We start from the raw sequence: 20,809 nt of genomic DNA on the forward strand, positions 1-20,809 counted from the left end.
GATAACATCAGTATTTTTTCTGGGTTCACCTGAAGGAAGTCCGCGATGCGTCTATTGCCATCACTGAGTGAAGAGTAATGCTCCGTAATACGGGCACTTAATGAGTTGTTATTCGTCATTAGCTATTTCCGGTCACTCCGTTAACGACCTCGTCGTTAATGTATATTTCTGACTTTCGTGTTCCAAATGAACCATCCTTTTCCAAGCTATGTTCATGCCAGAGAGAAGCAATTGGAACACCACAGCTAAATTACTGCAACGATTGTACCACCTCAAAAGAAACGGTAACTCATTGATGTTTAACACCCAAACTTTCAAACAGTTGCATCTTTTACCCAACGACGAACTTCTGCAAAAGAATCGTTCGCGTTTACGTGCACGAATCACCAAAATGGGGCGACCGATATCTAACTACGGCGAGACTGGTTTATCTGCAAACCGCACGGTTATCGAATCGCTCTACAACGGTTATCTTCATGACGTTACAAAACTAAGCCACCATCGACCTTCAACACCTGCCCCGTAATAAAGCTAGACTTGTCACTGGCCAAAAATTCGACGCTATTGGTGATATCTTCTGCGGTGCCCATTCTCCCGAGCGGTGTCTTCTGTTTCATGAGTTCGAGGACTTTTGTCGGTAAGTCGGCCGTCATCGGGGTCTCAATAAAACCAGGTGCAACACAGTTAGCGCGAATTTGGGCACCTTTACGAGCAAACTCTTTAGCCCAGCCTTTCGTCATCGCTATCACGCCACCTTTGGTTGCTGCGTAGTTAGACTGTCCAATATTACCGTCGGTCCCCACTACCGAAGACATGGTGACAATAGAGCCATAATTGTTTGCCATCATAATTGGTGCAACTGCTTGAGTGAGATTAAAAACACCTTTGAGGTTAACGTCGAGCACGAAGTCCCAGTCTTGTTCCGTCATTTTTTCCAATAGTGCGTCTCGGGTAACTCCAGCGTTATTCACCAAAACATCGATACGACCATAGGTTTCTCTGATGCTTTCGACCAAATATTGAATCGCCTCTCTGTCACAAATATTGATGACGACTGGTTTAACATTTTCGTGGTCACTAAACGCACTTTGTAAAGTTTGAGCGTTGACATCCAAGGCGTAAACACACTGTGCTCCATTGTTGGCAAATCGTTCCACAATCGCTCGGCCGATACCTTGCGCCGCGCCAGTGACTAAGCAGACTTTGTTTTCAAACATATCCTAATCCTTTGGTAGAAATTAAATAGTTATCCAGCACTTATAGAGTAAGTTCGAATGATGGCTGGAAGATGGCATTTGGCATTACTTTCAGTGACGGGCTGATGACAGGAGTGAACTCCATCTGCTGAAGGATGTCTTTTTCTAAGTCCACCCCAGGGGCGATTTCAATCAGCTCTAATCCAGACGGAGAAAGTTGGAACACGGCACGCTCGGTAATGTACATCACAGGTTTGTTGTTGCTTAACGCTTGGGCTGCGCTGAAAGTGATTTGCTCAACCTGCTTGATGAACTTCTTCTGCTTCCCTTCTTGGACGATATTAACAGCCTGATTGCTCACTTCCACTGCTAGGCCTTGCGCGGTAAAAGTGCCACAAAAGTAAACCTGTTTGGCGTTCTGAGTAATGTTAATAAAGCCGCCACAGCCAGCGATTTTACTGCCAAAGCGCGATACGTTTATATTTCCTGTAACGTCACTTTGCGCTAAGCCGAGAAAGGCTTGGTCAACACCGCCACCATCATAAAAATCAAACATCTGGTCTTGGCCGATAATCGCTTGCGGTAAACGAGAAGCCCCAAAATCGAGGCCGCTTTGCGGTATCCCACCTACCGCTCCGGGTTCGACGGTTAAGGTAAATTGATCAAGTATGCCAGCTTGTTTAGCGACCTCTGCGATGTATTCCGGCGCACCAATGCCCAGATTAAGAATGGAGTTGGGTTTAAGCTCCATAGCCGCACGACGGGCAATGATGGTTTTTGCGTCCAGCTTTGATTGGGTCGAAGGGGATGAGCTCGTTATGAGGTTGTCATCTGAATTTTCAATACCAACAAACTCCGGGTTCATCATGGTTGCAAAAGTTTGCATGTGCTCCGTCGGATCTTCACACACAACAACCGCATCGACGAAGATTCCCGGAATCTTAACCGCATGCGGATCAAGCTTTCCGGCGGGCACTATTTGTTTGACCTGTACAATAACCTTACCGCCGTTGTTACGTGCCGCTTGTGCCGCCGCCAGACTTTCGACGATCAAGCATTCATCTTCCATGGTAATGTTGCCATTCTCATCTGCAGTCGTTCCGCGAAGAATAGACACCGTCACAGGTAGCTTGTGATAAAAAAGATGCTCCTCACCACCGAGCTCAATCAGTTCTACCCAATCATCGGACGTCGCCTGATTGATTTTCCCACCCTCTAAACGCGGATCCACAAAGGTACCTAAGCCAACTTTACTCACGGTGCCCAACTTACCTGCCGCCGTATCTCGAAGTAAATGGGAAATGATGCCCTGCGGCAAGTTGTATCCTTGTATGAGGTTATCTACCGCTAACTGCTGAAGTTTAGGAACCAGACCCCAGTGCCCGCCAATGGCGCATTTCACTAACCCTTGTTCCGCTAAGTGGTTGATTGCCCGGCCTTGACCGTCACCTTGACCTGCAGCAAATAACAGCGTTAAATCTCGCGGTGACTGAGTGTCTCTAAAACGTTCGCCTATTGCTCTTTCAATCGCTTCCGGCACTACGCTACCGATAAAACCACCCAGTAAGACCGCATCGCCATCTTCAATCCACTCTGCCGCTTGTTCTGCTGTCAATTTCGTAACCACATTAACCTTCCTTAGTTACTGTACTTTATTGGTTTTCAGCTTAGTGCGATGTTACCCAGATGTTAATTGCAGAATTAGAGATTGAGAATTTCATATTAGGAATGATCGCATAGCTCTCCTACTCGTTTATAGAGGTATTCTTTGAAACCACTGCAACGCTCTGGCATTGGTGAGCGTGGACGGTAAAACATATTGATATCGAAACTGGCACATTGGTGATCTTGCAGGATATGAACAAGCTCCCCTCGCTCTATTGAGTCAGAGACCAACGAGTGCGGAAGATAGGCAATCCCGGCGTGTTCCAAGGCAAGATCCAGCAGCATTTCACTGTTGTCACACTCCAGTGTGTCACAAATGGTCACGATTTCGACATTCCCCTGAAACTCGAAGCACCAACGATTCCCGCCCACCAACGTTCGAGCATACAAACAACGATGTTGGCTGAGGTCTTGCGGTGTTTCAGGCATCCCATGCTGCTCCAGGTAGTATTTGGAAGCACACAGATACAAAGGCTCTCGTAACAAGCGGCGCTTAACGAGTAACGAGTCTTGCTCGGGCTCACCTTGATAACTCGCACTGGCACGAAAGGCAAAATCAACATTGAGAGGATCAAATTCCCCCGCTTCAATGAATATTTTGAAATTCACCTGCGGGTGCAGCGTCATATACTCTGCAACAATTTTAGTTAAATATTGCCGGGCGAATAAAGGCGTCGAAGAAAGCTTAATTTCACCCTGTTGTTCCTCTGCCAGATTTTGTACCTCTTCACATAAACTGGCGATATCTGGCAGTAAAGGGGCGAATTTATCATACAGAAGCTGACCTGCTTGTGTGGTCACCAGCTGGCGAGTGCTTCGCTTTATCAGCTCTACCGACAGCGACTCTTCGAGCTCTTTCACCCAGCGGCTTCCTGCGGCGGGCGAGATACCTTGCTGCAACGCGGCTTCTCGAAACGAGCCCAACCGGACAACCGCGCAGAAAAACACAATTTTATCTAGGATCGGCTGACGGCTCGACAGTAAATTTGCAACCATCAGCTCACCAATCCTTTCTGCAGAGCGAGCTTAACCAAAGCTGCTGTCGAAGTGGCTCCGAGTTTCTTTTTGATCCGAAGCCGGTGCGTTTCTACCGTACGAACACTGATATGGAGCGAATCCGCAATTTCCTTGTTACAGGCACCATTGGTAATCGCTTTGAGCACATCCGATTCACGTTTTGACAGCGTGTTATCACTCGGCTCAGGTTTTTGATTGATCTGTTCAAGAAGACGATCAGACGCTTGAGAACATAGGTAAGAGCGCCCTTCCGCAACTTGATTAATTGCCATGACTAACTCTTCTGAACCAACGTCCTTTAATACGTAGCCCTTAGCGCCAGCTTTGATGGATCGCATAACGTAGTCACGACTATCATGCATAGAAAGCATGATGACTGCCGTTTTGCTGGCGCTTTTTGTCAGCTTCTCTAACACTTCAATCCCATTAAGCTTCGGCATATTGATATCAAGAAGCAGCACGTCCGGTTTTAGGGTCAATGTACTGTTCAAAGCATCCTTGCCATTTCCGACGCAATCGAGGATCTCCAAGTTATCTTCTCGTTCTAACCGTGATTTGAGCCCGTCTTGCATTAACCTATGATCATCGGCCAATACCAACTTAATCATATAAACTCCATGTTTAAACTGACACGAATTTCCGTGCCTTGTCCTGGTTCGCTATTGACCTCAAACATGCCGCCAATAGCTTGAATTCGCTCTTTCATATTTTGCAGCCCCATATGCTCTAGCGTCGATTGTTTGTTCTTATACGCTTTAAGATGGTTCGCAGGGATTCCGACACCATCATCGCTGACGGTCAGAATCAACATCCTTCCTTCACGCTGCATGATGATATCGACACCTTGCGCATTGGCGTGTTTTTCTACGTTGTGCAACGCTTCCTGTACGACACGATAAAGTGTGGTTTCAACTTGAGGAAGAAACTCTTCACCTTCGATATCGTGTTCAAATATCACCTCTAATTGAGTACGCTCACGTAACTCATTCAGATATGCCTCTATACCTGCCACTAAGCCTAAGTCATCCAGCTGTGGCGGTCGTAAATCTTTTGAGATGCGCCGAACTTCGACAATCGCCTGTTCCATGGCATTTTTACTTGCATCTAACTCAAGCTGTTTCTTCGCATCATCCTGCTCTTTAGTCACGTTATCTAAGCGATATTTGGCGGCCACCAGCAGTTGATTTACGCCATCATGTAATTCGCGCGAGACTCGATGACGCTCATTTTCCTGCGAATCAATAATCTGCTGGTTTAAGACGCTGAGCTGCTCGTTGGCTAAACGACGCATGTTTAGGTTCAGTGACGCCCCCAACCCAGCAATAACGGTGATGGCAACAAACATCAGTACAAAAAGCGCACTGCTGGTTTTTCCGATATTCTGATCGAAGCCATTTTCCATCTGCGCGACTTGTTTCTCGATATCGTCTATGTAGACACCCGTTCCGACCATCCATTGCCACTTATCAAGAGAAATAGCATAGCTCAACTTGGGGAGTGGTTCTTTTGTCGATGGTTTGTGCCAGAGATAATTCACAAATCCGCCCCCAGCTTGCCCTGCGTGAATCAGCTCCTGAAGCAGCTTTTTACCCGTAAGATCTTCCACGCCCCACCAATTTCGACCAACCCTTTCAGGTTGATATGGTAGTACTAAAGCGTCACCTTGCCAGCTGTAGACAAAAAAGTATCCGTCTTCCCCATATGTGAGTTGGCTCAATTTTTCAGCCACTAGTTGCTTAGCGACTTGGGGAGATAATGACTCATCTTCGTAGTATGGCTTGATACTTTTCACTGCCATTTCTACGTACTGCTTCAGCTCTTGCTTTTTGACCGACAAGACATTGAGTCGTGTTAATGCGACTTGGTCATCAACTAACTGTTTTGCCTGACTAAATAAGATACTTGCCACGATGACCACCACCACAATCAATGGAACGATTGAAAGTAATATGATGTTTATTGTAAGCCTGCGGTTGCTAACCAATCCCATTTTCCGAATCCGTTCTTATACGTAGTTTTACTGAATCTTCGTGTCAAAAATTGCACTTAATACCGACTCAATTTGCGCAATTTTGCTAATGGAGAGCATCCAATCTCCTTCCTAAACTAAAGCTCAATGTAACATTGCATTAACATCAATTAATACGCTCTGTTCACATTTAGCAATATTAACAAGGAATACCCAAACAAGGAGATCTCCATGAATCTTAAGAAAGTTGCCATTGCTACTGCGTTAACGCTCACCGCTTCTGGTCTTTCTGTTAGTGCTCAGGCTGCTGATAAGAAGGTACTGCTAAAAACCCCTATTGCTTTTGGTAGCCACCTTCCAGCTCTAGGTACCCCTATCCAATGGTTTGCAGACAGAATTGAGCAAACCTCCGGTGGCACCATCAAAATGAAAATCTACGAGCCGGGTAAGTTGGTTAACCCACCGGAGATTCTCGATGCCGTATCCACGGGTAAAGTGAACGCTGGCTACGCCATTTCTGGTTACTGGCAAGGTAAACTGCCAGCTTCAGCAATTTTCTCGTCTATCCCTTTCGGCCCTGAAGCCCCTGAGTTTATGGCGTGGCTTTTCTTTGGTAACGGCTTGAAGCTCTACCAAGAGATGTACGACCAAGGCGGCTTCAATGTCAAAGTAATGCCATGTGCGATGAACTCTCCTGAAACATCAGGCTGGTTCCGCAAACCTATTGAAAAACCAGAGGATCTAAAAGGTCTCAATATGCGCTTCTACGGACTAGGGGCGTCTGTGATGGAAAAACTTGGTGTGGGTACAGTTCAGATCCCAGGTGGCGAGATCTTTGGTGCACTTGAGAAAGGTGCGATTGACGCCTCTGAGTTTTCACAACCTGCCGTTGATGACCGCTTAGGCTTCCACAAAGTAGCCAAGTACAACTACTTCCCAGGCTGGCACCAACAATCAACGGTATTTGAACTGTTGATCAACAAAGACACATGGAATGGCATGAGTGCAACTCAACAATCTGCAGTCGAAACCACTTGTATGGCGGCAATGACTTACTCGATCGCAGAAGGTGAAGCGATGCAATACGCAGCCATGGAAAAAGCGAAACAAAATGGTGTAGAGATTCGCTACTGGAACCAAGATATGTTGAATCTATTCAAGAATACTTGGATGGAAGTAGTGGAAGAGAAGAAAGCAGAAGACCCATTCTTCGACAAAGTTTGGACCGACCTAAGCAACTTCCGCAAAGGTTATGCGTTGTGGTCTGCGAACGGCTTCCTGCCTCGTGAAACACAAAACCAATAAACGTCGTTGTTAATAAAAGGCCAGCGTCTCTCGCTGGCCTTTAGGAGTAGCCAATGAGCAAAGTGCTATATTCTTCCCCAACCGTCCCACTCTATTTTCAAATCGAGAGGCTGGTTATTTCCGCGAGTAAAGCGTTGGCCTGGACAAACCTCGCGTTAATAGCGGTGATCATCATTCAGGTCGTAATGCGCAAAGTCTTTTCCAACGGGCAAATTGCGCTTGAAGAACTGCAATGGCACCTCTATGCCACAGCAGTCATGTTCGGAACCGCTTATGCACAGGTGACCAACTTACACGTTCGAGTCGACCTGTTTTATCACAAGTTCTCCGCTCGCAAAAAAGCCCTAGTCGACATACTCGGCATTCTGTTTCTCGCGGCACCATTTGTTGTTATCGTCATTCTCCATTCCTACGACTTCGCTTACGAAGCTTGGCGCGTCAACGAGAGTTCAGCCGCACCTTCCGGCTTACCTTATCGCTGGATGATAAAAGCCGTGATCCCTTTAAGCTTTAGCTTGCTGTTGCTCTCAATGGTGGCGAAATTATTACGCGATCTGGATACGTTAATCAAAGGAGACGACCATGGAAGCGAATGAATGGATTGTTATCGCCATGTTTGGCTCGTTCATCCTGTTGTTATTCACTGGTATTCCCGTAGCGTACGTGCTCGGTGGGATCGGCATCGTCTTCGCGGCAATCGGTTATTTTGCCGATCTCTATCTTGATACGTTTACCGGGCTCGATTACACCACCCTTGGTCTCGTTGTTAACCGTATTTATAAGGTGATGGATAACTGGATATTAGTTGCCCTGCCGATGTTTATCTTTATGGGCAACATGCTAGATAAGTCCGGCATTGCAGAAAAACTGATGACCTCGATGCAGGCGCTATTCGGCAAAGTACACGGTGGTTTAGCCATTACGGTGATGGCGATTGGTATCATACTCGCCGCCTCTACAGGCATCATCGGTGCATCGGTTGTGCTGTTAACGGTGATGTCTCTGCCGAGTATGATGCGTCAGGGCTATCATCTTCCTCTGGCACTCGGAACGGTCGCCTCAGCAGGTACATTAGGCATACTGCTTCCACCTTCCATCATGTTGGTGATTATGGCCGACCAACTTGGGTTGTCAGTTGGCGATCTGTTTATGGGCGCGATTATGCCGGGTCTGTTACTGGGCAGTTTATACATTATGTATATCCTTACCGTTGGTAAAATGACCCCGAGCAAAGCACCAATTCCAGAAAATGTAGAGCCTGTTGACTGGAAGCTTATCTTACAAGTGTTCAAAGATATCACACCGACCGTTATCCTGATTTTCTGTGTGCTAGGTTCAATATTTGCGGGTATTGCTACTCCAACAGAAGCTTCTGGCATCGGCGCTTTAGGGGCGACACTACTTGCGGCTTATAACAAAAAGCTCAACTTAAAAGTTCTGAAGGAGGTGATGCTTTCTTCATACGGAACGACTGCCTACATATTCATGATCTTCTTGGGTGCCTCCTGCTTTGCTTTGGTGCTAAGGGAGTTAGGCGGTGACGAACTGATCGAGTCGTTCCTGAGTGGCTTACCTTTCGGTCAATACGGCATTATCGCGTTTATTCTGTTAATCGTATTTTTGCTTGGATTCTTCCTAGATTGGATAGAAATCACCCTTATCGCACTGCCGCTGCTAGCACCTGTGGTAGCAAGTTTAGGCATTGAGCTTGATGGTCATGGCGTGGTGGATAACCCAAGTCTGGTATGGTTTGTTATGCTCGTCGCAATGGCGCTGCAAACCAGTTTCCTTACCCCACCGGTTGGCTTCGCTCTGTTCTATTTAAAAGGCGTTTGCCCTGAAGGTGTTTCCCTGAAGGATATCTATCGCGGTGTGATTCCGTTTATCGCTATACAGCTAATCGCGTTAATCTGTCTGGTTATATGGCCACAATTGGTGTTGTGGTTCCCTAGTGTTGCTTATGGTTAACCTCATTCGCTGACAAGCAAATAAGAAATCGCGTAAAAATAAAGCCGCTAAAACGTAATATTTTAGCGGCTTTTTATATTTGTTTGAGGATACTTTGTTACTGCTGAAGTTTTTCTTTTGCTTCAACCACTTTTGAAAAGTCCAAACCTAACTCTTCAACCGCTTCTTTAATTAACACAGGATTTTGCATCACTTGCGCCATCAACGCTTGAAGCTGCTCCTGAGGTAGACCCAACTGGCTGATAGTTGCCATTGCTGCAAGAGGGTTTTGCGTCAACGCCTGAAATAGCTCATTAATCTGAGCATCACTGATATTATTCTCTTTCAGCATTGCAAGAATCGGGTTCATCAAATTACCTTTAATCACTAAGTAAAACAGACGTGTAGTTTACCATCTGGTTTTGTCTGTTTATAGTAAGACTTATGCCAAATGCAGTCCGAACCTGTACGCGCCTGTCTCGTCAGATGACGCTCTGCTTGTTTTCTGCCTGCTCTGCCAACTCGATACTTAACGCTTCTTTTTGTTTCAATTTGACGTCTTCCCAACTGCTGCCTGATTCGATAGCGGACACGCGTTGTTCGTATTTCTTACAAGCCCTATCGAGAACTTTCTTCGGGTCAATGCCTTTCTCTCTTTCCAGCGCTTTCAGCACATTCAAATAATTCCACAGCACATCGCCAAGTTCATCTTCCAGATAACAAAGACGATCTTCAGCTATCTCTTCACGTACTTCTTCGACTTCTTTACCAATTGCAACCAGATAGGTTTCGACACCTTTAAACCAGGTATTGGTCAAATCAAACTCTGACTTCCTCGTCGCGATTGAGAGTAGTTCATCAAATTCTTTCATATTCCCTCCATGGAATAGTCATTAGCTACGAGTATACGGTTAGCTAACTTTTAGGGCGAATAAATTTTCCCATTGCACTGACTCTGACTTCTTTATTGACACTTAGCTGAGCGACTAACTGATAAACACCCCGCTTTTCCCTTTCGCAACGCGCGGTAATTTCAATATGTTCCTTTAAAGCAATAGGCGAGTGATAGCGGACATCGAGCTGAGCCGTCAATGCTTCAACACCCATCAACAACAAGCAATTGGTCATCGCGCCATCGAGCAATGAACTGGCGATACCACCATGCAACAACCCTGTGTAACCTTGATGACGGTTAAGCACATCGAATTCGCCAAAAATGGAATGATCCGATAGCTGATGGTAATGGACGGATAAAGAGTGGGGATTGTTTTCAATTGGTGCGCACACTGCGCAATGGTCATGTGACTGATGAGGTTTATGATGTTCAGTATCTGTTAGCATAGTGGCACTTTACACGGTCTAAAAATGTGTAATTAGCATATGCCAAATACTCTGGCGAAAGTCTCGAGTAATCTATGTTTGCAGTATGTAGACATTCAACAGCGTATAACAGACTTAGCGTCTTTGACACGACGTGCAGCCTCGACAGGCTGATCGGGTTGTTTTGTCCAGCAAGCTGCGTTGTACTTTGCAGTACGCGTTTTTGAGTGCGCGACGTGCTGAGAACCAATCATCGGGTTTGGTCAAAATTAAATAGCCGTTAAATCGCTTTACTAATTCGGTGCGATGACTCTCGATAAACCGGCTGTCGAACTCGATCTCGAAATAATTCAACGCGTCTTCTATGCGAGAGAAGCTGGCGATTTTTTCGTTAATAGCGTTTTGAGTCATGACTATGGCATTTTGGTTGGTCGTTCGACGAAGTTTAATCGCAATTGGTTCCGCTTTCTTTGATTTCCAGAGGGCTAATGTTCAGAACTGGTTTGATAATCCGATGGGATACCTACAGTACCGATAAAAAAACAGGCGAACATTTAGTCCGCCTGTATTTATCGTATGACAGTAAATTAAGAGAACTCGTATGTTTTCCTATAGATCAAAGCGATCGGCATCCATCACTTTTACCCACGCTTTGATGAAATCATGAACGAATTTTTCCTGATTATCATCTTGTGCATACACTTCTGAGTAGGAGCGTAAAATAGAGTTAGAACCGAACACAAGATCGACTCTGGTTGCCGTCCATTTCACTGCACCTGACTTGCGATCGACGATTTCGTATTGGTTTTCACCTTTCGGAACCCACTGGTATGCCATATCGGTTAAGTTAACGAAGAAGTCATTAGTCAAGCTGCCGACGCGGTCAGTAAATACGCCATCAGCACTACCGCCATAGTTCGTGCCCATCACACGCATACCACCTACGAGCACGGTCATTTCTGGTGCAGTCAGACCCATTAACTGAGTACGATCCAACATCAATTCTTCTGGTTTGACGACGTAATCTTTCATCAACCAGTTTCGGTATCCGTCTGCCAGAGGTTCGAGAACCTCAAATGAGTCGACGTCAGTCATTTCTTGACTCGCATCACCACGCCCAGGCGAGAATGGAACCGTGACATTGTAACCTGCTGCACGTGCGGCTAGCTCAACACCAACGTTACCAGCAAGAACGATAGCATCTGCTACGCTACATCCTGATTCAGCAGCGATTTTTTCAAGAACCGGTAACACTTTACTCAAACGTTGTGGCTCATTACCTTGCCAGTCTTTTTGTGGCGCGAGACGAATTCGAGCACCGTTGGCACCACCACGGCGATCCGAGCCACGGAATGTACGTGCGCTATCCCAAGCCGTGCTGACCAGTTCACCAATGCTTAAACCACTCGCTTCAATCTTGGTTTTGACTGAATCAACATCGTAACCTGTACTGCCCGCAGGCGTTGGATCTTGCCAAATCAGATCTTCAGCCGGAACATCTGGCCCTAGGTAGCAAGATTTCGGCCCCAGATCACGGTGTGTTAGCTTAAACCAGGCGCGAGCAAACGCATCTTCGAAAGCCGCTTGATCGTTTTTGAAACGCTCTGCAATTTTGCGATATTCAGGATCCATTTTCAGAGCCATATCGGCATCGGTCATAATTGGGTTATAGCGTTTCGAGCTGTCTTCAACATCAACGGGTTTATCTTGTTCGTCAATATTGACAGGCTCCCATTGATGAGCGCCAGCCGGGCTCATTTTCTGTTCCCAGTCATACTTAAACAACAAGTGGAAATAACCATTATCCCACTGGGTTGGATGCGTGGTCCATGCGCCTTCCAAACCACTAGTTACTGCGTCACGACCAATTCCACGCGTAGTGTGATTCATCCAGCCAAGGCCTTGCTCTTCAAGGTCCGCAGCCTCTGGATCGGGGCCAACATTTGCGGCATCACCATTACCGTGACATTTACCGACAGTATGGCCACCAGCGGTAAGCGCAACGGTTTCTTCATCGTTCATCGCCATACGTGCAAAGGTCACACGCATATCAGCGGCTGTTTTCAATGGGTCTGGATTGCCATCAACCCCTTCAGGGTTTACGTATATAAGTCCCATCATTACTGCTGCAAGTGGGTTTTCTAGGTCACGCTCGCCTGAGTAACGTGTCCCTTCACCACCACTCGGTGCCAACCACTCTTTTTCGGAACCCCAGTACGTGTCTTTCTCAGGGTGCCAGATATCTTCACGGCCAAATCCGAAACCGAAGGTTTTGAAGCCCATCGATTCATAAGCCATGTTCCCGGCCAGAAGGATCAAATCCGCCCAGCTTAATTTGTTACCGTATTTTCTTTTAATCGGCCAAAGGAGTCGTCTTGCTTTATCCAGGTTAGCGTTATCAGGCCATGAGTTTAGAGGAGCAAAGCGTTGGTTACCCGTTGAACCGCCACCACGACCGTCTGCAATACGGTAGCTACCTGCAGCATGCCAAGCCATTCGAATCATAAGACCACCATAGTGACCCCAGTCTGCTGGCCACCAGTCTTGGCTGTCTGTCATCAAATCTTTCAAATCTTTCTTAAGCGCATCGACGTCTAATTTTTTCAATTCTTCTTTGTAATCGAAGTCGTTTCCATAGGGATTAGTTTTGGAGTCATGCTGATGCAGGATGTCTAAATTTAACGCATTTGGCCACCAATCCATCACTGACTTGTCTGTAGATGTTTGCCCACCATGCATTACCGGACATTTACCTACTGAACCGCCGCTTGTGTCGCTCATAAAAACTCCTTTGTTAGGGGCACAGAAGCCGCTAATAAAAATCGTCACTCGATTAAATGAATAGAAATATTCATTTATAACAGCGTAGTCTATACACCAGATTGCTGATGATTTTTTGGTCAATATTTTGTTATGTCTGAAATACGTAAGTGTCACTAAATGTGTATCTATTTAGCGTTAACATCAATCAACGATAAATATCAGTGACGCCCGAATACTTCACGCCAGATAACTGCGCCATGTTTCTATCCCAGGTCGCTAAATCATTTATGTTGAACTGACTCAGCGCGTCGTGCCCGCACGCCCTCGCCATTACTTGCATCAGCTCGACAGACGCGTCGAAAAAGTTTTTCAATTGTTTCGATGATTTGTCGATATCAAGACGCTGCCTTAAATCGGCGTTTTGCGTGGCAATACCTGCGGGACAGTTGTTGGTGTTGCAAATTCGCGCAGCGACGCACCCGATAGATTGCATTGCGCTGTTTGCAATAGCGACGCCATCAGCCCCTAATGCCAAAGCTTTAACAAAGTCCATTGGCACTCTCAATCCGCCAGTCACAATTAACGTGACATTGTCACTAACGCCTTTTTGATCCAAATATTTACGAGCACGCGCTAAAGCTGGGATGGTTGGAACACTGATATGATCACGAAACATGGATGGTGCCGACCCCGTACCACCGCCACGACCATCAAGAATGATGTAATCCGCACTGGCATCCAGAGCGAACTGAATATCTTGCTCAATATGATTCGCGCTGAGTTTGAATCCGATGGGTATGCCTCCGGTGATGGCACGTACTCTGTCAGCAAATTTCCTGAAGTCACGTGCGGAATGGAGGTCTTTAAATGTCGGTGGTGATATCGCGGGCTCGCCCTCAGGAATGCCACGTATTTCCGATATTCTACCTACGTTTTTACTACCCGGCAGGTGTCCTCCGGTTCCCGTTTTCGCGCCCTGTCCGCCTTTAAAATGAAAAGCTTGTACGCCATGCAATTTAGACTCCTCATAGCCAAATTGTGCGCTGGCAAGCTCATAAAAATACCGAGAGTTTGCGGCTTGCTCTTCAGGCAACATGCCCCCTTCACCGGAACAAATTCCTGTACCTGCTAATTCTGCGCCTTTAGAGAGCGCAATTTTTGCCTCTTCCGATAACGCGCCAAAACTCATGTCCGAGACTAACAAAGGGATCGCCAACTTGAGAGGCTTACGTGCATTCGGCCCCACAATTAACTCGGTTGCGACTGGCACATCTTCCATCAATGGCTGAGTGGCCATCTGAGCGACCATAATTTGTATCGCGTCCCAATGCGGTAACAGGTGTCTTGGTACCCCCATAGCAGCCATGGGGCCATGATGCCCGAGTTTAGATAACCCTTCTCTCGCCAGTTGGTGAATAAACTCCAATGTGGGTTCTTCTTGTGTTGACGCCGCCACCGGTTTTCCGCTTTTTTCTTTCTTTGCTTCCGGCGCTTCATGCCCTACCTGCTCTGCCGTAAATTTTTTATGGGTACCATCACAAAATGGAGCGTTAGAAGTCTGTTTGCAGCGACATAAGTAAGCCTCTTCATTCTTTTCGGCGACAAAGCTCATCGGCTTCAGACCGGTCCCTGAATGCGAGCCATCACAATAAGGTTGGCTCTTGGAGCGCCCACAACGACAAAAATAGTATTCTTTCCCTTCCAGCAAATTGACTTTGATCGGCTTGTTGTCGGCGATAATTGGTTTACTCATGTTGCCTCCAGTTCTGTTATTGCCCGTCGTTCACGCAGGCTTTAACGTAAGCGTAGGACAGGTGCTTATAAGCGTCATTGAACCGAGAGAAAATAAGCGATGACTTCACTTATCTCCTATACTCTTAAGGGTGTAATACACGTGGAGGTTTTATGACGATTGCAACCCGATTGGATCAATACCTGACTGATCACAATATTCACTTTCAAACAGTGAATCACAGCCACAGTCATAGCTCTCTTCAAATTGGTGTATCTGCAGGTATACCTTTGATGAACTTGGCGAAAGCCGTGATCCTGGAAGATCACGAGGGTCATCATATTATGGCGGTATTACCAGCCAACAATAAAATCAGCTTGTCGAGATTAAACGACGAGTTCAACGCTTCTTTCCACTTGGTTAAAGAAAGCATGGTTTATCGTCTTTTTACCGACTGCGAACATGGGGCGGTACCGCCAATTGGTAGCCCATACCACATGGCAACGGTGTGCGATGAAAGATTAGCAAATCTGGATCATGTCTATCTAGAAGCGGGTGACCATGAAACATTGATCAAACTAGACAGAGAGTCGTTTAAAGAATTGATGAACGACTGCAAATACCTAAGGTTCAGTAGTGAGGTTCTACATTGATACTCCCCCAAACCTCAAAGAAAAAGGCTCTTATCAATTCTCTTTAAGAGCCTTTATTTTGCTTAACATTTGATTCAGTTAATTTTCTGAGATGTGTTTATTGCGATACACCCGTGTTGGGCGCCCTACCTTGCCATGTTCTAGAAAGGCGACTAAGTCACCTTGTTCGACCGCTTTATCCAAATAGCGACGAGCCGTACTTTTACTGATCGGCAACTGTCCGGATACGCTGGCAGCAGTATGTTCGATATTAATGTGAGTGAACAGGTCGATAACCTGTCGATACATAAAAGGGTCAAGCCCAGCAAGCTCGACCTGATTCAGTTCAACTGTGTTCGACTTGCCAGAATGAAACAGATCATCCAATTGAGACTGCCGAAAAGAACCTTGGCTGCTCATGTGATTTTTCACTTTTGCAAATCGCTGCAAGCTTTCAGTAAGGCGTGAATAGTCCATCGGCTTAATCAAATAATCAAACGCACCAAACCGATGAGCTTTTTGAACGGTATCAACATCATTTGCCGCCGTAACCAAAATGCACTCGGGCTTGTGTTCATTAGTGAGCCATTGATAGACCAGATCGACACCCAGACCATCGGGAAGATAATTGTCGACGATGACCAAGTCTGGTTGCACTCTCTCGACTAACTGGCGAGCAATATGGACGCTACCAGCGATACCAACCACCTGATACTGTTCGACTTGTTCTACAAAGTGGTGATGCAGCTCAGCTATGCTGGGATCATCTTCTACAATCACAACTTTTATCATGCCATCTCCTTAGAAAAATACACGGTGAATGCCGTTTCTAACTCGTCGCTATCAAGTTCCATATGGCCGCGACCTTGCTCAACTACAGAGCGAACGATATGCATACCTACGCCATGTTCGGAATTGCTTAGTTTGCTGGTAAACCCAAGCTCGCACAAGGTGTCCAGTTCACTTTCAACCATCGGTCCATTGTTGACTATTTGGATAGTGTACTCGCACTCAGATTCTGAGATATGAATATCAACGCGACCATCCTCTTTTCCTTTCACAGCATCTAATGAATTTTGTGCCAGATTACCTATCAAGGCGCACAACTGTTCTTCCGATAGACGCTTAGAGAGCCGACTCAAATCGCTTCGACAATCAATGCTGAAGGCAACATCGAGTTCATTTGCTTTACTGGCCTTCGCCAAAATCAACGCAGATAACGTAGGACGGTCCTTAAGCGCATTTAATGAATCCAGCTGTGACTGGCTGGCTTTGGCTTGCGACAAACAAACCGCTAATGCTTTTTCGTAGGCCCCCATCTGCAGTAAACCTGAAATCGTCGAGAGTTTATTTTGATATTCGTGCCGAGCCACTCTCATGTTCTCCATGTACTGATTTACCTGACTAATTTTCTCTGAGAGTACATGCAGCTCATTTTGGTCACGCAAACTAAACACGGCACCATAAGGTTCTCCGGTTGAGGTTCGCAAGGTTACTCGGTTCACCACCAAGTTTTTTCCATTCACGCGAATCAAACCATTGATGTAGTCTTCTCCGGAAAGAGAGAAACTGGTTGGGTTATCAATACCATCAATGAATGCTTCACCGTGTTCTAGATTATAATTCAACATCGAACGAGCCGAATCATTAATCAGGTATAACTGCCCTTGTGAGTTTATCGCGACTAACCCTTCATAAGTGGCTTCTAATACGCCTTGATAGGTTTTTAATGCCTGCTTAAGCTGCCAGGGTTCCATCTCTTGCATCTGTTTTCTGACATAGCGTGAGAACTTCCAGGACAACCAAATACAAATGCAAACTGCACCAAGCCCAAATACGAGCAAAGGTAACAGCTGTTCACTGGTCCATAAGTCGACCGTATCAATGAGGTATCCGACTTTGATCATTCCAATCACGTTGCCATCATCAGACAAGATTGGCGAGATGTAACGAATAGAAGGGCCTAAAGAGCCGATACCGTACGACAGATAAGACTCACCAGTGTTTAACGCTCTTTCGATATCGCCGCCAGTAACATGCAGGCCAATGCGTTCTTCAACCGGATGTGCCAGCCTTATACCGTTTTTATCGCTAACGGTAATAAAGTCCGCGTCACTCACCGCTTGAACTGCAGTAATAATCTCCGAAACAGACGACGCTTTACCAGATGCAACGGCAGCGACAAGACTGGGCAACTGGGATAGCTGTTGTGATTGAACTTGTGCTCGCAAGCTGATCTGCTGTGTAAGGACTTCATCCAATTGATACGCACTGTAACTCCACCAGCTCAGCATAACAAATAGCATCACGCCACTCAGTAATGCGGCCAATTGCTTGGTGAAGGTAAAAGAGGTGATAGCCACGTGAGAATTCCTAAAGGTTGCCTAGTCCAAGCTTACCGTAAGTCTGTACCAATTATTGAGGAATACGCGATAAAACTTGACCGATATCTCAAGGATGAATTTTATGATTTTTATTATTTTAATGAGTTTATTCTCAATGCGTTTGCAGCCCGAATCTACCTCAGCACCCAAGTTAAACAAGTGCAAAAACCACTTTCTCATGAAATTGATTTGCCTCAGTTTTCCTCACCATCCAGACCCTATTATGGAGAAAAATTAACTTGGAGATGGATGTATGAATGATTCCAAAATGAAGATGCTCCTGCTGGTGGCGATAGGCTGTATATTGTGGTTTATCCCAACCCCTGAAGGACTGTCTGATCAAGCCTGGCAAATGATGGCAATTTTTGTCACAACGGTGCTGAGTTTGATTCTCGCCCCGTTACCTCTTGGGGCAATGGCCTTAACGGGTTTAACCGTAGCGACTTTACTTGGTGTGTTACCGATTAAAACCGCTCTCACTGGCTTTGCTCACCCGACGATCTGGATGATCGCCGCTGCGTTTTTTATCTCGCGTGGCTTTATCACAACCGGATTTGGACGACGTGTTGGTTACTGGTTTATTTCAAAATTAGGCCATAACTCGCTCGGTCTTGCTTACGGTCTTGTTTTAACCGATTTACTGTTTGCACCTGCAACGCCAAGTACAACGGCACGCTGTGGCGGCATCATCTCTCCTCTATTCCGTTCTGTCGCCAGCGCATACGATTCTGATCCAGAAAAAGGTACAGAAAACCGCATCGGTGCTTTCTTGGTTCAGTGTATCTTCCAATGTAATGCGATCACTTGTGCGATGTTCCTGACTTCAATGGCAGGTAACCCTCTCGCTGCTAACTTTGCAAAAGAACAGGGCGTCGAGATCACTTGGGCGGGTTGGGCAACAGCGGCAATCGTACCTGGCTTGCTGTGTTTGTTCCTGATTCCACTTGTTATGTACTTTGTTTTCCCGCCTGAGTTAAAGAAAACGCCAGAGATGCGCGAAATCGCTCGTCAGAAATTGGCAGAAATGGGCAAGATGACTCGTGATGAAGTCATGGTTGGTATCACGTTCGTTGGTATGGTTTCACTTTGGGTTCTTGGCCCAACACTAGGCATTCATGCAACCGTTACTGCACTATTGGGTTTGGTGTTCTTGCTTATGACACGCACCATTACCTGGGATTCGGTGCTGGGTGAAAAAGAAGCCTGGCATACCATTACTTGGTTCGCCGTTCTGGTAATGATGGCAGCACAACTTAACAGCCTTGGCTTTATCGGCTGGTTCAGCCAGTCTATGAGCGATTCGTTGTCTGGATTTGGCTGGGTTACAACGGTCGTTGTACTGCTGCTGGTTTACTACTACAGCCATTACTTGATGGCGAGTGCAATGGCTCATATCAGCGCGATGTATTCTGCATTCCTTGCCATTGCTATCTCAGCGGGTGCGCCACCGATGCTGGCCGCTATCGTACTGGGTATTTTCAGCAACCTTTACATGTCAACGACCCACTACTCTTCTGGCCCAGCCCCAATCTTGTTTGGCGCAGGATTCCACAGCCTGCAAAGCTGGTGGAAAATTGGCTTTATATTCTCACTCATCGTTATCCCAGTATTTATCTTCGTGGGCGGCGCATGGTGGAAATTACTTGGTCTTTGGTAAGTCTGGCGAAGGCCTTTTCGAAAAACAAAAACCGCCTACTAAGGCGGTTTTTTAAATACTTTATCTCAGAGGCAACTCATAAACTCCCAACCGCTGAGAGCGATCCAACATATCGAAATCATGGTCCAGATAGTGTTTCAATTTCGCCCCGGTACGCTCGGCAATTTTGATACTCGCTATATTTTCTTCCAAGCAGTGGAATTGGACAGATTTAGCATTGCCTCTCTTTTTAAGATAAAGAATGAGAACAGAAAGAGCCTGATCAATCAATTTGTTACCTCTGCCATGATCCGCAAGCCAATAACCGATTTCGGTCACGTGCGTCTCTGGATCAACCCCTTTTGAGCCAATCACGCCGGAAAATCGGTCGTCAAAGTAAATGGCAAACCAATACGCATCGACTGCGTTGCTATCCACTCTTTGTGAAATGTAGTGGCGAGCTTCACGTCTGTTGGTCACAAACTCAGGCCAGGGTAAATAAACCGTTAACCTTTCACGATTGGCATTGACGGTTTCTAGCAACTCTAAGGTGTGTTTCGACGCTAACGGCTCCATCGATATTCTGTCAGATATCGCAAAGCGTTGTTCTAAATCATCGGCTTGCAGCATTATCTTCCTTTAGTCTTGTTCTATGAGTGTGAAAGGAGTCAGTTTGGACTTATCAACGTAATGCATCCACACGTGTTCATAAAGTTTGTGTTGATTTGCAAAAGGCGCCAATTGTTTCGCTTCTTCTAATGTACACCAGCGATATTCAGTATGCTCGTGGTTTAGCGTAACACCTTGATTGGGCTGGCAGAACATAACAAAACAAGGGATCACCATGACACGGTTCTTTTTCGCTTCATAAAACTGCTCCAGGAAGTCGGCGGTATGCAGCTCTACATCGGTTATCTGTGTTTCTTCTTCAAGTTCTCTTAAGATGGTTTGCCATCCTAACTCCCCCTCTTCCACGCCGCCCGCAACGTGGCACCAGTAGCCGCCTTTCACGCGTTTTAAGAGCAACATTTTGATCACGCCATCAATCTCAGAAATGACGACACCTGACACGTGGGTTGCTTGTACTGGAATCATGCTATTTCCTTGTGAGTTAGGCAAATTTATACCAACCATAAAACTCAATGTATCAATGAATTGCTATTGATTGGCGAAGCGGATAGATATCAAAGTGCAATCTCATTTTATCGGCAAATTTCATTTTATCTAGTGGCTTATTTTAACC

General features: G+C 46.1%; 21 protein-coding genes. 6 read left to right on the plus strand and 15 right to left on the minus strand.

Annotated elements, in window-relative coordinates; translation table 11 throughout:
* Positions 1 to 482: 482 nt before the first annotated feature.
* The 5 genes from L9Q40_RS10105 to L9Q40_RS10125 all read right to left on the minus strand — a co-directional run bounded on the left by L9Q40_RS10105 (position 483) and on the right by L9Q40_RS10125 (position 5,868).
* Positions 483 to 1,217: a beta-ketoacyl-ACP reductase gene (locus tag L9Q40_RS10105; RefSeq protein WP_498793179.1), complete on the minus strand. Its 735-nt coding sequence runs from the start codon at positions 1,215 to 1,217 to the stop codon at positions 483 to 485.
* 40 nt (positions 1,218 to 1,257) lie between these two features.
* Positions 1,258 to 2,823 (minus strand): acyl CoA:acetate/3-ketoacid CoA transferase, encoded by a 1,566-nt coding sequence (locus L9Q40_RS10110; RefSeq protein WP_498793180.1) that lies wholly within the window; start codon positions 2,821 to 2,823, stop codon positions 1,258 to 1,260.
* Between the two features lie 95 nt (positions 2,824 to 2,918).
* Positions 2,919 to 3,857, minus strand: a complete 939-nt coding sequence (locus tag L9Q40_RS10115; protein WP_498793181.1) for a LysR family transcriptional regulator — start codon at positions 3,855 to 3,857, stop codon at positions 2,919 to 2,921.
* Positions 3,857 to 4,486 carry a response regulator gene (locus tag L9Q40_RS10120; protein ID WP_014234118.1) on the minus strand — a complete coding sequence of 210 codons (630 nt, stop codon included), beginning with the start codon at positions 4,484 to 4,486 and terminating at the stop codon, positions 3,857 to 3,859. The genes L9Q40_RS10115 and L9Q40_RS10120 overlap by 1 nt, the downstream gene beginning before the upstream one ends.
* Complete coding sequence (locus L9Q40_RS10125) at positions 4,483 to 5,868, minus strand: cache domain-containing protein (protein ID WP_498793182.1); 1,386 nt, start codon at positions 5,866 to 5,868, stop codon at positions 4,483 to 4,485. The genes L9Q40_RS10120 and L9Q40_RS10125 overlap by 4 nt, the downstream gene beginning before the upstream one ends.
* A 210-nt stretch (positions 5,869 to 6,078) precedes the next feature.
* Here L9Q40_RS10125 and L9Q40_RS10130 point away from each other — a divergent pair, with 210 nt between their 5' ends.
* Genes L9Q40_RS10130 through L9Q40_RS10140 form a run of 3 tightly spaced genes read left to right on the plus strand, consistent with a single transcriptional unit; the run spans position 6,079 to position 9,120 of the window.
* Positions 6,079 to 7,152: a TRAP transporter substrate-binding protein gene (locus tag L9Q40_RS10130; protein WP_014234116.1), complete on the plus strand. Its 1,074-nt coding sequence runs from the start codon at positions 6,079 to 6,081 to the stop codon at positions 7,150 to 7,152.
* Positions 7,153 to 7,205: 53 nt separating this feature from the next.
* Complete coding sequence (locus tag L9Q40_RS10135; RefSeq protein WP_014234115.1) at positions 7,206 to 7,748, plus strand: TRAP transporter small permease subunit; 543 nt, start codon at positions 7,206 to 7,208, stop codon at positions 7,746 to 7,748.
* Positions 7,735 to 9,120, plus strand: coding sequence for a TRAP transporter large permease (locus tag L9Q40_RS10140; RefSeq protein ID WP_014234114.1), 1,386 nt, complete (start codon positions 7,735 to 7,737; stop codon positions 9,118 to 9,120). The genes L9Q40_RS10135 and L9Q40_RS10140 overlap by 14 nt, the downstream gene beginning before the upstream one ends.
* A gap of 97 nt (positions 9,121 to 9,217) precedes the next feature.
* Here L9Q40_RS10140 and L9Q40_RS10145 read toward each other — a convergent pair whose 3' ends face one another.
* The 6 genes from L9Q40_RS10145 to L9Q40_RS10170 all read right to left on the minus strand — a co-directional run bounded on the left by L9Q40_RS10145 (position 9,218) and on the right by L9Q40_RS10170 (position 14,935).
* On the minus strand, positions 9,218 to 9,469 hold the full coding sequence (locus tag L9Q40_RS10145; protein ID WP_014234113.1) for a DUF2999 family protein: 252 nt from the start codon (positions 9,467 to 9,469) through the stop codon (positions 9,218 to 9,220).
* Positions 9,470 to 9,581: 112 nt separating this feature from the next.
* Entirely contained in the window at positions 9,582 to 9,971 is a 390-nt protein-coding gene (locus tag L9Q40_RS10150; RefSeq protein ID WP_020334783.1) for a MazG nucleotide pyrophosphohydrolase domain-containing protein, read from the minus strand.
* Between the two features lie 43 nt (positions 9,972 to 10,014).
* Positions 10,015 to 10,440: a PaaI family thioesterase gene (locus tag L9Q40_RS10155; protein ID WP_498793183.1), complete on the minus strand. Its 426-nt coding sequence runs from the start codon at positions 10,438 to 10,440 to the stop codon at positions 10,015 to 10,017.
* Positions 10,441 to 10,554: 114 nt separating this feature from the next.
* On the minus strand, positions 10,555 to 10,830 hold the full coding sequence (locus L9Q40_RS10160) for a nitrogenase-stabilizing/protective protein NifW (protein ID WP_014234110.1): 276 nt from the start codon (positions 10,828 to 10,830) through the stop codon (positions 10,555 to 10,557).
* 198 nt (positions 10,831 to 11,028) lie between these two features.
* Entirely contained in the window at positions 11,029 to 13,200 is a 2,172-nt protein-coding gene (katG, locus tag L9Q40_RS10165) for a catalase/peroxidase HPI (protein ID WP_014234109.1), read from the minus strand.
* Between the two features lie 187 nt (positions 13,201 to 13,387).
* Positions 13,388 to 14,935: a glutamate synthase-related protein gene (locus L9Q40_RS10170; RefSeq protein WP_498793184.1), complete on the minus strand. Its 1,548-nt coding sequence runs from the start codon at positions 14,933 to 14,935 to the stop codon at positions 13,388 to 13,390.
* A 152-nt stretch (positions 14,936 to 15,087) separates the two neighbouring features.
* Between L9Q40_RS10170 and L9Q40_RS10175 the strand changes: the two genes are divergently transcribed.
* A complete protein-coding gene (locus L9Q40_RS10175) occupies positions 15,088 to 15,567 on the plus strand; it encodes an aminoacyl-tRNA deacylase (RefSeq protein ID WP_498793185.1) in 480 nt (159 codons plus the stop codon).
* 78 nt (positions 15,568 to 15,645) lie between these two features.
* On the opposite strand, the gene L9Q40_RS10180 is transcribed toward L9Q40_RS10175, so the two are convergent.
* Positions 15,646 to 16,338, minus strand: a complete 693-nt coding sequence (locus L9Q40_RS10180; RefSeq protein WP_498793186.1) for a response regulator — start codon at positions 16,336 to 16,338, stop codon at positions 15,646 to 15,648.
* Complete coding sequence (locus L9Q40_RS10185) at positions 16,335 to 17,852, minus strand: ATP-binding protein (protein ID WP_498793374.1); 1,518 nt, start codon at positions 17,850 to 17,852, stop codon at positions 16,335 to 16,337. The genes L9Q40_RS10180 and L9Q40_RS10185 overlap by 4 nt, the downstream gene beginning before the upstream one ends.
* Positions 17,853 to 17,909: 57 nt before the next feature.
* Between L9Q40_RS10185 and L9Q40_RS10190 the strand changes: the two genes are divergently transcribed.
* The gene (locus tag L9Q40_RS10190; RefSeq protein WP_498793187.1) at positions 17,910 to 18,191 is read left to right on the plus strand and encodes a hypothetical protein; all 282 of its coding nucleotides are present in this window, start codon (positions 17,910 to 17,912) and stop codon (positions 18,189 to 18,191) included.
* Entirely contained in the window at positions 18,184 to 19,587 is a 1,404-nt protein-coding gene (locus L9Q40_RS10195; protein WP_498793188.1) for an anion permease, read from the plus strand. Before L9Q40_RS10190 ends, L9Q40_RS10195 begins: the two co-directional genes overlap by 8 nt.
* A 60-nt stretch (positions 19,588 to 19,647) precedes the next feature.
* Here L9Q40_RS10195 and L9Q40_RS10200 read toward each other — a convergent pair whose 3' ends face one another.
* A complete protein-coding gene (locus tag L9Q40_RS10200; RefSeq protein WP_065303524.1) occupies positions 19,648 to 20,196 on the minus strand; it encodes a GNAT family N-acetyltransferase in 549 nt (182 codons plus the stop codon).
* A gap of 9 nt (positions 20,197 to 20,205) precedes the next feature.
* A complete protein-coding gene (locus L9Q40_RS10205; RefSeq protein WP_020334772.1) occupies positions 20,206 to 20,661 on the minus strand; it encodes an NUDIX hydrolase in 456 nt (151 codons plus the stop codon).
* Positions 20,662 to 20,809 lie beyond the last annotated feature (148 nt).

This window comes from Allocatenococcus thiocycli (genome assembly GCF_921292965.1).
In the GTDB taxonomy this organism is placed as follows: Bacteria; Pseudomonadota; Gammaproteobacteria; order Enterobacterales; family Vibrionaceae; genus Vibrio; species Vibrio natriegens.

Excerpts from the sequence above, each read along its gene's own strand:
- L9Q40_RS10105 (WP_498793179.1), bottom strand. The coding sequence starts at position 1,217 with ATGTTTGAAAACAAAGTCTGCTTAGTCACTGGCGCGGCGCAAGGTATC.
- L9Q40_RS10140 (WP_014234114.1), top strand. The coding sequence starts at position 7,735 with ATGGAAGCGAATGAATGGATTGTTATCGCCATGTTTGGCTCGTTCATC.
- katG (WP_014234109.1), bottom strand. The coding sequence starts at position 13,200 with ATGAGCGACACAAGCGGCGGTTCAGTAGGTAAATGTCCGGTAATGCAT.
- L9Q40_RS10145 (WP_014234113.1), bottom strand. The coding sequence starts at position 9,469 with ATGAACCCGATTCTTGCAATGCTGAAAGAGAATAATATCAGTGATGCT.
- L9Q40_RS10115 (WP_498793181.1), bottom strand. The coding sequence starts at position 3,857 with ATGGTTGCAAATTTACTGTCGAGCCGTCAGCCGATCCTAGATAAAATT.
- L9Q40_RS10175 (WP_498793185.1), top strand. The coding sequence starts at position 15,088 with ATGACGATTGCAACCCGATTGGATCAATACCTGACTGATCACAATATT.
- L9Q40_RS10170 (WP_498793184.1), bottom strand. The coding sequence starts at position 14,935 with ATGAGTAAACCAATTATCGCCGACAACAAGCCGATCAAAGTCAATTTG.
- L9Q40_RS10125 (WP_498793182.1), bottom strand. The coding sequence starts at position 5,868 with ATGGGATTGGTTAGCAACCGCAGGCTTACAATAAACATCATATTACTT.
- L9Q40_RS10195 (WP_498793188.1), top strand. The coding sequence starts at position 18,184 with ATGAATGATTCCAAAATGAAGATGCTCCTGCTGGTGGCGATAGGCTGT.
- L9Q40_RS10185 (WP_498793374.1), bottom strand. The coding sequence starts at position 17,852 with ATGCTATTTGTTATGCTGAGCTGGTGGAGTTACAGTGCGTATCAATTG.
- L9Q40_RS10130 (WP_014234116.1), top strand. The coding sequence starts at position 6,079 with ATGAATCTTAAGAAAGTTGCCATTGCTACTGCGTTAACGCTCACCGCT.
- L9Q40_RS10160 (WP_014234110.1), bottom strand. The coding sequence starts at position 10,830 with ATGACTCAAAACGCTATTAACGAAAAAATCGCCAGCTTCTCTCGCATA.
- L9Q40_RS10205 (WP_020334772.1), bottom strand. The coding sequence starts at position 20,661 with ATGATTCCAGTACAAGCAACCCACGTGTCAGGTGTCGTCATTTCTGAG.
- L9Q40_RS10135 (WP_014234115.1), top strand. The coding sequence starts at position 7,206 with ATGAGCAAAGTGCTATATTCTTCCCCAACCGTCCCACTCTATTTTCAA.
- L9Q40_RS10155 (WP_498793183.1), bottom strand. The coding sequence starts at position 10,440 with ATGCTAACAGATACTGAACATCATAAACCTCATCAGTCACATGACCAT.
- L9Q40_RS10200 (WP_065303524.1), bottom strand. The coding sequence starts at position 20,196 with ATGCTGCAAGCCGATGATTTAGAACAACGCTTTGCGATATCTGACAGA.
- L9Q40_RS10120 (WP_014234118.1), bottom strand. The coding sequence starts at position 4,486 with ATGATTAAGTTGGTATTGGCCGATGATCATAGGTTAATGCAAGACGGG.
- L9Q40_RS10150 (WP_020334783.1), bottom strand. The coding sequence starts at position 9,971 with ATGAAAGAATTTGATGAACTACTCTCAATCGCGACGAGGAAGTCAGAG.
- L9Q40_RS10180 (WP_498793186.1), bottom strand. The coding sequence starts at position 16,338 with ATGATAAAAGTTGTGATTGTAGAAGATGATCCCAGCATAGCTGAGCTG.